Source organism: Psychromonas saccharinae (assembly GCF_051201515.1).
Taxonomy (GTDB): Bacteria; Pseudomonadota; Gammaproteobacteria; order Enterobacterales; family Psychromonadaceae; genus Psychromonas.
Map to the genome: position 1 here is coordinate 392,351 of NZ_CP195153.1, position 16,758 is coordinate 409,108.

The window sequence follows — 16,758 nt, forward strand, 5'->3', positions numbered from 1 at the left end:
AGGGAATTCATTTATGTTTTTACGTCTTTTATCGGTTGTTTTGCTCTTTTCTTCTGCTCACCTTTTAGCAGATGATTGGACTGAAGCTTCGTCACTACTGCCCAAAGGTACACAACTTTCTTATCTAGTTGTTAATCCTGATAATAATCATGTGATAGCACAATCACATCAGACTACTTTACGTACACCCGCGAGTATTCAAAAATTGTTAACGGCTACTGCAGCGACTTTATATTTAGGTAAAGATTTTCGTTATCGTACAATTATTGAGGGGCAAAAGGAAAAAATTAAACAGCATCAATATAATGGTGATTTGTATTTTCATTTTGTTGGTGACCCGACGTTATTACGTTCAGATATTCATGCTATGTTAATGGAGTTAAAAAGTTTAGGTATTCAACAAATTACTGGTCATGTTTTTATTAATCAATCTCACTTTAATGGTTATCAATGGAGTGATGGGCAGCCTTGGAACGATTTAGGTGTTTGTTATACGTCGCCTGCCAATGCAATTATCGTTAATAAAAACTGTGTTCAAGGTAATTTAAGTGTGAGCACCGAGGATCCTCACAAAGCGCGCTTATTTATTCCAGACTATGAGCCGATTAGTTTGATTAGTGATGTTTCTGTGGTCACTAAGGCACAACGTGATGAACAATTTTGTGCACTCGAAGTTACCCGAGGCAGTCATAATCAATATCACTTATGGGGGTGCATGGTGCCGCGAGATCGTGCTTTTCCACTTGCATTTTCAGTTAATGATCCCTTTTCCTATGTGCAAAGTATTATTACGTCTGAATTATCTTCTTTAGGTATTAAGGTTACGGGCAAGGTGTTATTAGACCCAGATACACAAGTTCGTACTATTCCGACGAATGAAATACTGGTAAAACATGACTCACGTCCTTTAAATGAATTACTGCAATTGATGATGAAAAAATCAAATAATTTAATTGCAGATAGTTTATTTAAAACTGTCGGAGGTGCTTATTTTCATCAAGCAGGTAATTTTCGTAATGGTTCGTTAGCCATTAAACAGATTTTAAAAGCGCAACATATAGATTTAGGAAATGCTTATATTGCGGATGGCTCAGGGCTATCTCGTCATAATTTAATGAGTGCTGAACTCTTTATGTCTGTGCTTAATTTTGTGTATAAAAATGATAAACAATTGAATTTGTTATCTACGCTGCCCATTTCGGGTATAGACGGCACGCTTAAAAATTATCGAGGTCTAAGAAAAGCAGACTTAAAGGGAAAGGTTATTGCAAAAACGGGATCAATGAAGGGAGTGTCTAACTTATTAGGTCTGGTAAAAACACCAAAAGGTGATCGCCTATTTGTCATTATGCTGAATGGATATAATTTAGAAGGATTAGTTAAAGAGAATAGTGAGTCAAAAAATAAATATGCATTCTTAACTCGGTTTATTAAACAGGTGATATCAGAATCTAAATAACTTCTATTAGCCAGAAATGAGCTTAAATAGTATGATAATGGTGAAATTAAATTCAATAGTATTTTTATTTTAACATTATCAAAATAAAGAGAATGTTGTTATTGAGTTTGTATCTAGAGTAAGTTGTGATTGTAAACACGTAAAATAAAAAGGACCTAGGTCCTTTTTATTTTATTTGTGAACGTGTTTGTTTAAGGTCTAATTGGAAACCAAGTTTTAGGGCGACCTTGACTAAATAATACAACACCCGTGGATTCATCAATTTTACTCGCCGAAGGTAAGTTATTTGTATCATTGGGATAACTGATGCCATCAAAATCAAGTTTCTTTGTCTGTCCCGATTTTTCTGTTAGCAGACTTTGCCAAAGAAAGTGCTGCTCTTTAGCTAGTGTGATAGGTGCCTTAACTTGGGATACACGACTTGAAAACCTATAGCCATTATTTGTACCTTCAAATATAAGCATTTCACACCCATTTTTAGAGCACCAGTCAAGTAATACAATGGCATCTTTAATGCCATCACCATTTAAATCATAGATTACAGAATTAAATTGAGTATTATGTGGATCCGTACGGTGAATCTTAAAGTAGGTGTCTACTGATTGTTGAATCACTGGATCGATATTCGCACTTGGATTAAGCAGTTCAGGAGAGAAGGTGCGAGTAATACTTGGTTCAACACCTTCTTCATCTGTTTCCTCCATATTCATTCTTTTAAATACTAAGGAATTGTTTAGTTTTTCAATTATATTGTTATTGTTGATTTCCTTTGTACTGAGTGTTAATCCATCACGTGTAAATACGAGTTCTTCACGAATATTAGCATCACCCGATTTAGTTAACATGACAACAACACGGTCAGGGGTATTGGTCTTCCAATAACCCGTTTTTAAGCTAGATCCTGTCACTGTTTTTTGATGATATTGAGCTGTACCATCAGAATTTAAAGTTAAATTAACAACTTTTGCTTGAGCTTCGTTTAAGTAATAGCCTGCAAATGAATTATCGATACTCGGCCAGCCTGGTTCGCCACACCCTTCATATGTATTTTCTTCAGTTATAACTGTGGCGCTATATCCCCAGTATTCATGGTCTTTTAAATTAAAACATTCATTTGGTTTAATCACTACATTAAGTGGTTTATCGTCTTTATTAATACTTTTTACTGAGTTCATTTGTGTTGTTTGAAAATTAACTTTATTTGTTTGGTATACCTGATTATGTGCTTTTGTTGCGAAGTATAGGTTTTGACCGTCAATACTTAATCGCCAATAAGGTGCTTCTCCTTTGGCATGAATTAGAGAACCATTGACTGGCGTTGCACATTGAAGAGAGGTTTTTGCGGGTGCCATATGGTGGACTCTATCAACTCGCATAATCGCATCGAATTCGCTATTTTTATTCTCTGGAAAGATAACTTCTCCTGTAAATTCGACATAGACTGGCTGTGAGGTTTGATTACTAATTCGTTGATAGACTTTAGCTAACTGTAGATTTTCTTGGATTGGAAAAACCTGGTCAGATTCGCATCCAGTGAAATAGGCATCATTACCTTTGAAATAAATTTGACCTCTAAAATTATCAGCTAAAATTTTTGTGAAATCTTGCTTTATAACTGGCTCTGCTTCTTCTACAGGCGTTATGGTTGTGATTGTTTGCGTAGGAGTCGTTGGTGTACTACAGGCAGCAAGCAGACAAACTGGTAAAGTTAATAGTAAATAAGATAAACGCATAGAATGTCCTTACTCCGCATTTTTAGATGGTTGATAGATATTTGATTTAGAACAGTATAACAGCGGTTGTTTTTATTTCACAAGTTGTAGTTTTATATAAGACTTATTTATGAGATAGGGTCGTTATTAAATACTCATTACCAGTCAAAATGTAAAAATCAGCAAGCCATGAGGCGAGTCGATTCTAGGCATAAAGTTAAAGATCTAACGGGTTAAATCAAGACGTTATAACGACGAAGATGTTTGCCTCATGACTTGCCCTATGTGTCACTCGTTCAAATACCTCTTGATTGGTAATGGGTATATTATTGAAAATTGATATTATTACTAAATAAAATACTAATAAGCCCTTCTCGTAATGCGCCTTTAGACTGCTTTAGCTCTTCAATATTTAATGATTCAAAGAGGGCAATTAATATTGCTAATCCACTTGCAAAAACGGGGATGCGAGATTCTTTTAAACCGATAATTTCAAGGGTGTTGATATTTTCACAAAGAATACACTGTTGTTTAATTGCATTGAGCAGTGCAAGGTTGAGTTGCTCGGTTAATTGTTGAACCTCATTTATTTCTTGAGTGGCTTGGATCGTGCCAGAAGCCCCCATGGTGAGTATCCAACCATGATGTTGATAATGTGCACGCCATGGGGCAATAATCTCTTTGGCAGCTGCAATCGCTGCAGTAAAGTTTTCTTGATTGAGTTTTTGATCTGCAAAAAATTTATTTAACCAAGTTACACAGCCCATATCCAAGCTTTGTGCTTCTATAACCTGCGGGCCATTACCTATAATTAGTTCCGTGCTTGCACCACCAATATCAATAACTAATAACTGCTCAGAAATATTATCTGTAAAAACAACACCTTTATAGATTGTTTTTGCTTCTTCGATACCAGAGATTAAATGTATTGGGTGACCAAGAATTAATTCAGCTCGTTTAATGAAATGATGATTATTTTTAGCGAGACGAAGTGCCGCAGTAGCAGTAATTAAAACATTGATGGGGTTAATTTGTGTTAATTCATTCTTGAATTGTTGGAGGCATGACCATCCTCGTTCCATAGTTGCTTGGTCTAGATTTCCTTGGGCATCTAGACCAGAAGCAAGTCTTACTTTTTGTTTGTTTTTTGATACAACACTAAAACCATTATCTATTTTGTCTACGGTTAGCATATGAAAGCTATTGGAGCCAAGATCGATAATAGTATAGTGGTTCTTATTCATTTATTCAGCGCTTATGGTTACGGTGATAATTATCTTTACGATTATTTGTGTTGGCCTTGTACTTCGTGATTTTCATTACGGGTAGAGAATCAAGTAATGAATCTTTATCGTATTCACTGACCGGAATTGGGTGTTTAATATATTCTTCAATTGCGGGTAAATTAAATACATATTTTTCACAAGCTAGGCTAATCGCTAATCCTTTTTCACCAGCTCGTCCTGTTCGACCTATACGATGAACGTAATCTTCGCAATCATCGGGTAAGTCAAAGTTAAAAACATGTGACACTTTTGGAATATGAAGCCCGCGAGCTGCGACATCGGTTGCAATTAATACATCAATTTCGCCATTTGTAAACTGTTCAAGAATTTTGATACGTTTTTTCTGTGGCACATCACCGGTCAGTAATCCTGCGCGCAGGCCATCACCAGCTAAATATCCCCATACTTTTTCACATGCATGTTTTGTATTGGCAAAGACGATTGCTTTTTCGGGCCATTCTTCTTCCATTAACGTTAGCAACAATAGCATCTTGTCATCGTTTGATGGATAAAAAAGTTCTTCAGTAATATTTGCTGATGTCATTACTTCTGGTGCAATTTGAATGTGTTCCGGGTCATTCATGTGTTCAAAGGCAAGCTCTTGCACTTTATGTGATAGTGTTGCCGAAAATAGCATATTTAAACGCATACTTGCTTCAGGCATACGGCGGAACAGATAACGAATGTCTTTAATAAAGCCTAAATCAAACATTCTATCGGCTTCATCTAGCACTACCGCTTGTATTGAACCTAGGTTAATGACGCCTTGACGGACAAAATCAATAATACGACCTGTCGTACCAATTAAAATATCGACACCTTTTTCTAACTTATTGTGTTGAATTTCAATCTTTTCGCCCCCATATGCTAAACCTAGGCGCAATTTAGATGTGTTAGCAAGTGATAGAGCATCCTTATGGATTTGAATTGCAAGCTCACGTGTCGGTGCTAAAATGATAGCCCGAGGTTGATTCTTGCGGCGACTTTCAGGTTGCTCATGTGTCAATAAGTGATGGAATACTGCGGGTAAAAAAGCAAGTGTTTTACCAGTACCTGTTTGAGCCTGTCCTGCAATATCTTTTCCCATAAGGGTAATCGGCAAGGACATAGCTTGAATTGGTGTACAATATTCAAAACCTTGTGAGGTTAAACCTGAAATTAGACTCTTCTCTAGAGGAAGGTCTGTAAATTTTGTTTGAGTTAGGTGTGTTTTATTCATTAATAAAGTATAACATTTTATACTTGCAATAAATATTAAGATCGATTCAAATATCAAAAATTAATTTTTTAAATATCCGTGTTATAGTATTTATTTACTAGCCAAATCTTTCTGGAGAGAAAAATGAGCGAAAATATTGTCACTTTAAGTGATGCAAGCTTTGATCAAGACGTAATTAACGCCGATGGGCCTATTCTTGTTGATTTTTGGGCTGAATGGTGTGGTCCTTGTAAAATGATTGCTCCTATCCTTAGTGAAATTGCCTCTGAGTACGAAGGTAAGGTTACTATCGGTAAACTGAACATTGATGAAAACAGTGCGACACCACCTAAATTTGGTATCCGTGGTATTCCTACTCTGTTATTATTCAAAGATGGCGCTGTTAGTGCGACTAAAGTTGGTGCGTTATCTAAAGCACAACTTACTGAATTTTTGGATGCAAATATCTAAAAATTCATCACAGATTGGAATTGTTGTGCTCGACTTCATTTCCAATCTGGACTAACCTTTATTTTAGTGCTATCTTTGCGCTTAAAATATAAACAACTTTATTGATCGACGATCAAATCCAACTAATTACTTACTCATTTCTATTCTGTGCATCTATATAACTTATGAATTTAACCGAATTAAAAAACACATCTGTTTCTAAGCTTGTTACTCTTGGTGAATCGATGGGACTAGAAAATTTAGCCCGCCTAAGAAAACAAGATATTATTTTTTCAATATTAAAAGCTCATGCGAAAAGCGGCGAAGACATTTTTGGTTTTGGGGTCTTAGAAATATTACAAGACGGCTTCGGATTTTTACGAAGCTCAGATAGTTCTTATCTGGCCGGTCCTGATGATATTTATATCTCACCTAGTCAAATCCGCCGATTTAATTTGCGAACGGGTGATAGTGTTGAAGGTAAGATTCGACCACCTAAAGATGGTGAACGTTATTTTGCATTGTTAAAAATTAATCAAGTCAACTTCAACAAGCCTGAAAACTCCCGTAATAAAATCCTTTTTGAAAATTTAACCCCTATTCATCCTGATGAACGTTTCCGTTTAGAAAATGGTAATGGTAGTACGGAAGATATTACGGCACGTATTCTTGATTTAGTCTCCCCAATTGGTAAAGGTCAACGTGGTTTGATTGTTGCGCCACCAAAAGCGGGTAAAACAATGTTGTTACAAAACATTGCGCAAAGTCTTAGCCTTAATTATCCCGATTCAGTATTGATCGTATTATTGATTGATGAGCGTCCGGAAGAAGTAACAGAAATGAGACGTTTAGTGCGTGGTGAAGTAGTCGCTTCAACCTTTGATGAGCCTGCAAGCCGTCACGTGCAAGTTGCTGAAATGGTTATTGAAAAAGCAAAACGTTTAGTTGAGCATAAAAAAGACGTGGTTATCTTGTTAGACTCGATTACCCGTTTAGCACGTGCTTACAATACCGTTGTACCTAGCTCAGGTAAAGTATTAACCGGTGGTGTAGATGCGAATGCATTACAACGTCCGAAACGTTTCTTTGGTGCAGCGCGTAATGTTGAAGAAGGTGGTAGTTTAACGATTCTTGCAACAGCGTTGATTGATACCGGTTCTAAAATGGATGAAGTTATCTACGAAGAATTTAAAGGGACTGGTAACTCAGAAATTCATTTGAACCGTAAGCTTGCTGAAAAACGTATTTATCCTGCGATTGATATTACTCGCTCAGGAACACGTCGCGAAGAGTTACTAACTAAACCTGATGAACTACAGCGTATGTGGATCCTTCGTAAGATTGTTCATCCTATGGGTGAAACGGGTGCAACTGAGTTTATGATTGATAAACTTGGCTTAAGTAAAACCAATGATGAATTCTTTACTGCAATGAAGAATCAGAAAGCCAAATAAACTTTCATCTCATTGAAGTAACATTGAAAGATAACGCTACTTTAAGGTAGCGTTTTTTTTAACTAATTTTTATTCGAGGGCGTTATGAAGTTTGATGATTTACGCGATTTTATTTCTCAGCTTGAAGAGCAGGGGCTCTTAAAACGTATTAGCCAAGAAGTTGATCCTAATTTAGAGATGACTGAGATATCAGATCGAACGCTCCGAGCTAGCGGACCTGCTTTATTATTCGAAAACCCAAAGGGTTATAACACGCCGGTATTAACCAATCTTTTTGGTACAACTCAACGTGTTGCTATGGCAATGGGACGCAATGATGTTAGTGAGCTTAAGGAAGTCGGTCAGTGGATGGCTTATTTGAAAGAACCTGAGCCACCAAAAGGGATCAAAGCCTTATGGGAAAAGTTACCGATATTTAAACAAGTACTTAATATGCCGACCAAAAAAGTATCACATCCTGCTTGTCAGCAAGTGATTATGGAAGGTGATCAGGTTGATTTAACAAAGCTACCTGTCATGACTTGTTGGCCTGGTGATGTTGCCCCTTTGATCACTTGGGGATTAACAATTACTAAAGGTCCCTATAAAAAACGTCAGAATTTAGGTATTTATCGTCAGCAATTATTAGGAAAAAATAAAATCATTATGCGTTGGCTATCGCACCGAGGAGGCGCGATTGATTTTCGTGAATGGCAAGAAGCCAATCCAAATAAACCTTTTCCTGTTACGGTTGCGCTAGGTGCTGATCCTGCGACCATTTTAGGTGCTGTTACACCGATTCCAGATGGGTTATCTGAATATGCCTTTGCTGGACTATTACGTGGTTCGCGCACTAAAGTCGCAAAATGTATTAGCAATGATCTTGATGTGCCTGCGAGTGCTGAAATTATTCTTGAAGGCTACTTACAACCCGGAGAGCTTGCTCCTGAAGGCCCCTATGGTGACCATACAGGTTACTATAATGAAGTTGATGACTTTCAAGTGATGACCGTAACACACGTTACTCAGCGCGAAAATCCAATTTATCATAGCACTTATACTGGTCGGCCACCCGATGAGCCTGCTATTCTGGGCGTTGCTCTAAATGAAGTTTTTGTGCCGATTCTACAGAAGCAATTTCCTGAAATTATCGATTTTTATTTGCCACCGGAAGGATGTTCTTATCGAATGGCGGTTGTTTCAATTAAAAAACGTTATCCTGGTCATGCGAAACGGGTAATGCTTGGCATTTGGTCTTTTTTACGTCAATTCATGTACACCAAGTTTATTGTTGTATGTGACGATGATGTGAATATTCGTCGTTGGGAAGATGTTATTTGGGCGATTACAACCCGAATGGACCCCGCTCGAGATACAACATTAGTTGAACATACACCAATTGATTACCTTGATTTTGCATCACCCGTTTCGGGATTAGGTTCTAAAATGGGAATGGATGCAACTAATAAATGGCCAGGGGAAACTGACCGAGAATGGGGAGTGCCTATCACCATGGATGATAAGGTGAAGGATAAAATTGACGATTTATGGGATGAATTAGATATAATGTCTTAATTGTTACGTTATTGTTAATTTTTATTTAGATTTTATTTTAAAAAGAGAAGTCCATGCAGTCTGTAATTTGTAATGTCAGTTCCATTGAAAAGTTAAATGATTTTTTATATCGTATTTTTTTATCACCAGAGACACCTGTTTCTTATAAATCAGGCCAGTACTTATCGGTGGTTATGGGGGAAAAGGATAAGCGCCATTTTTCTATCGCAAATGCACCTTTGAGCGACCAAATTGAATTACATATAGGTGCAACAGTCGAAAACCGTTATGCAATGGAAGTCATTGAAAAAATGAAGGCCGAAGGAAAAATAGAAGCTGAAATAGGGCATGGAACCGCTTTTCTTCGTGAAGATTCGCAACGGCCTATTATTTTAATGGCCGGCGGCACAGGCTTTTCTTATGTTAAATCTATTTTAGAGCAAATTATTGATCTTAAATTAGAAAATCCAGTTCATCTTTTCTGGGGAGTGAAGGAGCATGCACACTTTTACTTCGAAGATGAAGCGATCGCATGGGCAAAACAATACCCTCATATTCATTTCCATCCGGTAGTCGAGTTATCGGATCCAAATTGGAGCGGGCATCAGGGATATGTTCATAAGGCTGTTTTAGCTGAATTTGCAGATCTTAGCCCTTTTGATATTTATATCGTTGGTCGTTTTGAAATGGCGAAAGTTGCACGCGATGACTTTACTCAGCAAGGTGCAAACGTTGATCGAATCTTTGGCGATGCATTTGCCTTTATTTAATTAGGTAATGAAAAATCACTGCATTTTCAGTTTTATTAACCAGTGATTTTTCGCTATGATGTTTCCGTTTAACTCATTCAGTTACGCTTAATGTGGTCATTTTTATCTGAAAATATAAACCACAATATTTATTTTTGTAGGGATGCTTTTAATTGTTATGACGGAAAAAAAATTAGCCTCTGCTGAACTCCCTATCTCTAAGTCTATTGAAAAACTGTTTCTTCGTTTTCTTGTTGGTAAAAATAGTATTTATCAGGAAGAGAATTATAACGACGGTTTGTTGGAAAATGAGAGTGAAGAAGCACAAGAAAATGAGTTCATCCCAGAAAGCGGGTGGAATCAAAGAGTCCTGTTAGACGTTGAAAAAAAACGGGTTGAAAGAGTTGAAGCTGATCGACGTATTAAAGCAAAGCGTAATGCAGTATTAACGCGTTATTTTCAACAGTCATTGCTTAAAGCCATTAACGAAAAATTAGAAGATACTAGCAACGTCCTCGACACCCAGCTTCAGTATCGGAAAAATTCAGTTGAATTATTAACAAAACTATTAGCGAGTGAACCTCGCTATTCAGTGCTCGCAACATTATTAGAATCTAATATAACGGTGCGTAACCGCATTTTGCTGTTAGTTGGTAATGAAGCCTTTATGGCTGAATTAGCACGGGAGCCTCGCATTGTTAAAGATGTTCAAACTGCGATTGGATTAATCGGTACCGATGTTTTGCGCTTTCTCGTTCCTGCCATTCTATTTAAGGGACATATCGACGCATATAGCCGTCATAATCGTCTATTTGCCAAAAAACTATGGCGTTATCACATGACCCTTGGGCAGGCTTGTACATCCTTGATGCTTCAGGCTGAGTATCGTCGTCCCTATGAAGGCATGCTGCTATCTGCTATGGTTAATTCAGGATATGTGTCGAGTTATCAAGAGTATATTAATTGTTTTGAATCGGTGAGAACTGCTTGCTTAGATCAGGCGCGTGAAAAAAGCGATAAAAATCAATATCAATTTTTCTTTGAAATGCAGACGGATTCAGCCTCATTACAGGCATTATTACTGTCAAAATCAAATTTAAAATTGAGTTTGACGTTATCTGAAAAGTCCTTTAAAAAATCCTTTCCACATCTTGTTCATGCCTTGCGAGAAGAGGTCGAACAAGTCCCTTTTGAAGACCGAGGAACGGTTGGTCAGATTTTGTTTAAAGCGATGCATTTTTCTAAATATGAACAATTACGCGCTTCTCGATTATTTAAAGCAAAATGGTTGGATGAATACTTACATGCTTCACATTTGGACGAAGAGACGTTTAAAGTACTTTTACCTCAAGAACTGTTTCGTTTTAAACCTATTTGGGTATAAAAATTGATTGGAATGTTTTTTATTTAAACCGGTTTTAATGAATGCCTATTTACTTTGTTTTTTATTAATTATAACAATTAGTTACTGAGTTTAAATTGCTATGCTAAGCATTTATATTATCTCTATATCGTTTATTTTATTATTGTAATTAGTATAATTTTCTTATTTATTGATTCAGCTTGCTGTTGCTTTGATTTAAAAGCAGGTAAAATGCGCCTTCAATTTTATAGAGAGTGGAAAAATGGTTACCGCATCAGATAAGTTTAGTGATATTCGCCCGTATAATGATGATGAAATCCAACCTGCAATTCAACGTGTTATTAACAATAATGAATTTCTTAATGCGATCATCGGCTTTCGTTTTCCGAAGGCGGCTAAATATCTTGGATTTATCTTAAAACCATTATTACGTCGCTATTTTCTCTATCGTTGGGGCAGTCTGAAGACGATTGATGATGTCCAGGTTGTTGTTGGGCATTATTTACAGCATATGATCGATTCTACAACGACCCAATTCACTTATTCAGGTCTAGAGAATCTTGATCCCACTAAAAATTACTTATTTGTTTCTAATCATAGAGATATTGCCTTAGATCCGACCTTTGTTAATTGGGCATTATTTATCGAAAAATTCAAAACTGTACGTATTGCGATTGGTGATAATTTACTGAGTAAGCCGTATGTATCTGATTTAATGCGGATGAATAAAAGCTTTATTGTGAAACGCTCTGTCTCTGGTATGCGTGAAATGATGAAGGCTTTAGCGCATCTTTCCGACTATATTTTTAGCTCTTTACAGGAAGACAGTAGCATCTGGATCGCTCAGCGAGAAGGGCGTGCAAAGGATGGTTTTGATAAAACAGAGCCTGCTATTGTGAAGATGTTTTATGTGAACGGTAAGAAGAATAAAATTCCTTTTTCGGATTATATAAAACAACTCAATATTGTACCTGTCGCGGTGTCTTATGAATTTGATCCCTGTGATCAGCAAAAAGCACAAGAGTTATATGACAAAGCAGAAAAGGGTGAATATCAAAAATCACAATTTGAAGATATTGAAAGCATTGTCAGTGGTATTATCGGCCAAAAAGGGCATGTTCATGTGTCTTTTGGTACTCCATTAGAAGCCGATTTTGAGACTGCCGAAGAAGTTGCTCAAGAAATAGATAAACAAATATATCAAAATTATTACCTTCATCCTTCTAACTTTATTGCCGCGCAGGAGGAGTCTGAAAAAATTAAAACATCGAGTAAAAAAGAGTTCACGCAGCGACTGCAATCGGTTAAACCTGAGCTCCAAGAAACCGTATTGAACATGTATGCTAATCCAGTTAGAAATCATATTACCTCTTAATTAGCATTAATAAAGATTCTCATTTGTTTTGTTATGCACATCGTAATTTATTACTATGTGCATTTTTAGTTGCATCTAAATTATTGAAAAATATAGTAAAATTTAAATTCCTTTTTTACGGCTTATTTTTATCCAAAACAGTTAACAGAGTTATCCACAGCTTTTTTCTCCGTCGATAGTGAATGGCTACTTACCTTTTGAGTCTTGTGTAGACTACCTTTAAATTAATGCAAGTATTTATGTTTTTTTATTAATATAAAAATGTCTGCTATTAAGAGATGAATCGGTATAATCTAACTAATTTTCTCTTATTTTGGTAAAAAGCTGATGGTAACTATTCCTGAAAATCCCTTTGTTCTTGTTGATGGCTCGTCTTATCTTTATCGTGCTTTTTATGCACCACCTCATTTAACGAATTCCGCTGGGGAGCCTACGGGGGCTGTCTATGGCGTGGTAAATATGTTGCAGAGTTTGTTAAAGCAATTTAATCCAAGCCATATCGTTGTGGTTTTTGATGCGAAGGGTAAAACCTTTCGAGATGAAATGTATCAAGAGTACAAGTCAAATCGTCCAAGTATGCCCGATGATTTACGAAGTCAAATTGAACCTTTACATAACGTGATTAAAGCGATGGGGTTACCCATTTTAATTGTTGATGGCGTTGAAGCCGATGATGTAATCGGCACGTTATCACGTCAAGCAAGCCGCGAAGGTATCTGTACGTTGATTAGTACCGGCGATAAAGATATGGCACAACTTGTTGATCAACATACGCTATTGATCAATACAATGACAGATACTGTACTTGATGTTCAAGGCGTGAATGATAAGTTCGGGATACCACCAGAATTAATTATCGATTATCTTGGTTTGATGGGAGATAAAGTTGATAACATTCCTGGCGTGCCGGGGGTAGGAGAGAAAACGGCATTAGCTATGTTACAAGGAATAGGTTCAATGGATGCTATCTATGAAAACCTAGAAAAACTTGCACCTCTTGGATTTCGCGGTAGTAAAAGCATGGCAAAAAAAATGCAAGATAATGAAGAGATGGCGCGTCTGTCTTATCGTCTTGCAACCATTAAAACAGATGTTGAATTAACTGAAAGTTATAAAGATTTTAAACCAAAGCCTCAAGATACCGATGCCTTAGTTAAACTATTTGGTAAACTCGAATTTAAGCGTTGGTTAGCTGCATTACTAGATGGTGGGCAAATGGTGTCTAAAGCATCAACGGAAGCTGGTGCTGCAGTGAGTGATGTTGTTGTTGGCAATTCAGGTGTTGATCGTAGTAACTATAAAACGATTTATACAAAGGGGCAGTTAACCCAGTGGATTAATAAGTTAAAAGATGCCCCATTATTTGCATTTGATACAGAAACAACCAGCCTTGATTATATGCAAGCTGAAATTGTCGGTTTATCATTTGCAATACAAAGCAATATCGACAGTGATGATGATCCTATTATTGAAGCGGCATATCTTCCGCTTACACATGATTATATTGATGCGCCTAAGCAATTGGATTTAGATGAAACTCTCGCTGAATTGAAGCCTTTATTAGAAAGCAATGATTATCATAAAGTGGGACAGAATTTAAAATACGATCGTAGTGTTTTGCTGAATCACGGAATTGAATTAAAAGGAATTCAATTTGATACGATGCTCGAAGCTTATGTTCTTGATAGTACCGGTAAGCACGATATGGATACTTTGGCGTTAAAGTATTTAGGGCATAAATGTATCTCTTTTGAAGAGGTTGCGGGTAAAGGTAAGAAACAACTCACCTTTAATCAAATTGCAATTAAAGAAGCGGCACCTTATGCTGCGGAAGATGCCGATGTGACTTTACGCTTACATCTCAATTTATTTGAGCAATTAAAAGCAATTCCGAGCCTACTTAAGTTATTTAATGAGATTGAATTACCATTATTAAGTGTTCTTTCTGATATTGAACGTGGCGGTGTTGAAATTGATAGCCAATTACTTGCCATGCAAAGTAATGAAATTGCGAAACGCTTGCAAATACTCGAAGAAGAAGCTTATAAAGAAGCAGGTAAACCTTTTAACTTAAGCTCCCCTAAACAGCTACAAACAATTCTATTTGAAGAGTTAAATATTCCTGTTATTAAGAAAACACCTAAAGGTGCACCATCGACAGCTGAGGAAGTACTGCAGGAGTTGGCACTCACTTATCCTTTACCAAAACTGATTATTGAACACCGAGGTTTAAGTAAACTTAAGTCAACGTATACGGATAAATTGCCAAAAATGGTCAATGAGAAAACAGGGCGAGTCCATACTTCTTATCATCAAGCTGTTACGGTCACTGGGCGTTTATCTTCAAGCGATCCAAATTTACAAAATATTCCAATTCGTAGTGCAGAAGGGCGTCGTATTCGTCAGGCTTTTGTTGCTAAACCGGGTTATAAAATTGTGGCAGCCGATTATAGTCAAATCGAATTAAGGATCATGGCGCATTTATCGCAAGATAAAGGACTCTTAGATGCATTTTCAACGGGTAAAGATATTCATAAAGCCACGGCTGCAGAAGTTTTCTCCGTTGCACTTGATGATGTTAGCGTTGATCAACGTAGAAGCGCTAAGGCAATCAACTTTGGTTTGATTTATGGCATGAGTGCATTCGGGCTAGCTAAACAACTTAATATTGGGCGTCAAGAAGCACAGCAATATATGGATCGATACTTTAATCGTTATCCAGGCGTGCTGACTTATATGGAAGATACTCGCGCCGTTGCACATGAAAACAGCTTTGTTGAGACGATTTTAGGTCGTCGTTTACAGTTACCGAATATAAAATCACGAAATGGTATGTTAAAAAAAGCAGCTGAGCGTGCAGCAATTAACGCTCCGATGCAGGGGACGGCGGCAGATATTATTAAAAAAGCAATGATAGATATGGCGAGTTGGGTTGCACAACAAGAAACGGGCACCGTACAAATATTAATGCAGGTACACGATGAATTAGTCTTTAGCATTAAAGAGGAGTTGGTTGAGCCGTATATTAAAGAAATTCAACGGATTATGGCGAATGCTGCTAATTTAGATGTGCCGCTCATTGCTGACGCTGGGATTGGTGATAATTGGGATGAAGCGCATTAAACAATTAAATATAAATATTGTTGAACTTTTTAAAGGGGTGACTGACTAACCTTATGAACTAATTAATTTTCATGTTTAGTTTCCCTTGTTTTTACCTCTTTGCGTTAATCGTAAAGAGGTTTTTTTTGCGCTGGAAAAATGGTTTAGTTTGAGGCGAAAGTTGATGTAAATGGTGTTCCCTTAACGAAACTTTCAACAAAGAAATAAACTAATTTAACCCGTTAGATCTTCACCTTTATGCCTAGAATCTGCTCACCTCTCGCCTTGCTGATTTCTGCATCTTGAATGGTAACGGGTATATATATTGGCAATAAAAAGGACGTTATTGATTAAAACAAATTTCGATATAAGCTTTGCCATGTTCAGAAATAAATGGCATTAATACTTTGGAACCATCAACCTGATGCTTTATTGTATGGTTTGGGCCAGTGACAACAATAGGCGTTGCCATATTGAATTCATAGCCTTTTTCTCCAAGTTGGCGCTTTGCACCGCCTGCCACCATATTAGTAACTTCTCCGACCATATCGGTAATATCTTCAGAAAGTTCTTCGATTGTTTCACCAACCATAAGTCGGAAGACATTCAATGCTAATTCTTTATCGAAACTGATTGAAAATGAACCTTTTGCAGTTGGTCCAACCATACCAATCAAACCAGATACGTCACCTCGTGCAATGGCGTCTTTTTTAAGGCTAGGTCGACCGGGTTTAACTTCAACTTGTGCCATTGTTTGCAATACATTAATAAAAGAAGATAAAAAAGGATTAACAAATTCTGCATTCATAATTTATACACTTGTCTTTATTGATTGGGAAGTTTACAAAAACTACTTTAACGGTTCAGGGTACAGTGAAGGTTATTAAAAATAAAGACAGTAAAGTTATTTTCTAATTAACTCTAGGCCGCTCATATTGCAAACTCTTCCATATGAATCTTTATTATAAAGGGAGTTCCTATAATTGCGAATGCCTTTTACTATTTTATTCAGCGTTGTCCTTTTATTTTTCAGTTATTTCTATGATCTTCTGCTCGTTTTGTCGATGCTGACACCAT

The 16,758-nt window shown here is 36.9% G+C and carries 12 protein-coding genes; 8 read left to right on the top strand and 4 right to left on the bottom strand.

Annotated features, from left to right (window positions below):
- Positions 1-13: 13 nt before the first annotated feature.
- Positions 14-1,459, top strand: coding sequence for a D-alanyl-D-alanine carboxypeptidase/D-alanyl-D-alanine endopeptidase (gene dacB, locus ACR30L_RS01795; protein ID WP_435236341.1), 1,446 nt, complete (start codon positions 14-16; stop codon positions 1,457-1,459).
- Positions 1,460-1,650: 191 nt separating this feature from the next.
- Here dacB and ACR30L_RS01800 read toward each other — a convergent pair whose 3' ends face one another.
- The 3 genes from ACR30L_RS01800 to rhlB form a co-directional block, all read right to left on the bottom strand.
- Positions 1,651-3,192: a hypothetical protein gene (locus tag ACR30L_RS01800; protein WP_435236342.1), complete on the bottom strand. Its 1,542-nt coding sequence runs from the start codon at positions 3,190-3,192 to the stop codon at positions 1,651-1,653.
- Between the two features lie 305 nt (positions 3,193-3,497).
- Positions 3,498-4,415, bottom strand: coding sequence for a Ppx/GppA phosphatase family protein (locus ACR30L_RS01805; RefSeq protein ID WP_435236343.1), 918 nt, complete (start codon positions 4,413-4,415; stop codon positions 3,498-3,500).
- Positions 4,416-4,419: 4 nt separating this feature from the next.
- Entirely contained in the window at positions 4,420-5,676 is a 1,257-nt protein-coding gene (rhlB, locus tag ACR30L_RS01810) for an ATP-dependent RNA helicase RhlB (protein ID WP_435236344.1), read from the bottom strand.
- A 123-nt stretch (positions 5,677-5,799) separates the two neighbouring features.
- On the opposite strand from rhlB, the gene trxA reads away from it, so the two are divergent.
- The 7 genes from trxA to polA all read left to right on the top strand — a co-directional run bounded on the left by trxA (position 5,800) and on the right by polA (position 15,702).
- Entirely contained in the window at positions 5,800-6,126 is a 327-nt protein-coding gene (trxA, locus tag ACR30L_RS01815; protein ID WP_435236345.1) for a thioredoxin TrxA, read from the top strand.
- 164 nt (positions 6,127-6,290) lie between these two features.
- Positions 6,291-7,559, top strand: coding sequence for a transcription termination factor Rho (gene rho, locus ACR30L_RS01820; RefSeq protein WP_435236346.1), 1,269 nt, complete (start codon positions 6,291-6,293; stop codon positions 7,557-7,559).
- 84 nt (positions 7,560-7,643) lie between these two features.
- A complete protein-coding gene (gene ubiD, locus ACR30L_RS01825) occupies positions 7,644-9,113 on the top strand; it encodes a 4-hydroxy-3-polyprenylbenzoate decarboxylase (RefSeq protein WP_435236347.1) in 1,470 nt (489 codons plus the stop codon).
- 53 nt (positions 9,114-9,166) lie between these two features.
- Complete coding sequence (fre, locus tag ACR30L_RS01830) at positions 9,167-9,862, top strand: NAD(P)H-flavin reductase (RefSeq protein WP_435236348.1); 696 nt, start codon at positions 9,167-9,169, stop codon at positions 9,860-9,862.
- Between the two features lie 157 nt (positions 9,863-10,019).
- Entirely contained in the window at positions 10,020-11,225 is a 1,206-nt protein-coding gene (locus ACR30L_RS01835; RefSeq protein WP_435236349.1) for an HDOD domain-containing protein, read from the top strand.
- 241 nt (positions 11,226-11,466) lie between these two features.
- Positions 11,467-12,579 (top strand): lysophospholipid acyltransferase family protein, encoded by a 1,113-nt coding sequence (locus tag ACR30L_RS01840; RefSeq protein ID WP_435236350.1) that lies wholly within the window; start codon positions 11,467-11,469, stop codon positions 12,577-12,579.
- A gap of 327 nt (positions 12,580-12,906) precedes the next feature.
- Complete coding sequence (gene polA, locus ACR30L_RS01845; protein WP_435236351.1) at positions 12,907-15,702, top strand: DNA polymerase I; 2,796 nt, start codon at positions 12,907-12,909, stop codon at positions 15,700-15,702.
- 322 nt (positions 15,703-16,024) lie between these two features.
- Here polA and ACR30L_RS01850 read toward each other — a convergent pair whose 3' ends face one another.
- Positions 16,025-16,489, bottom strand: a complete 465-nt coding sequence (locus ACR30L_RS01850; RefSeq protein WP_435236352.1) for a chemotaxis protein CheX — start codon at positions 16,487-16,489, stop codon at positions 16,025-16,027.
- Between the last annotated feature and the right edge of the window lie 269 nt (positions 16,490-16,758).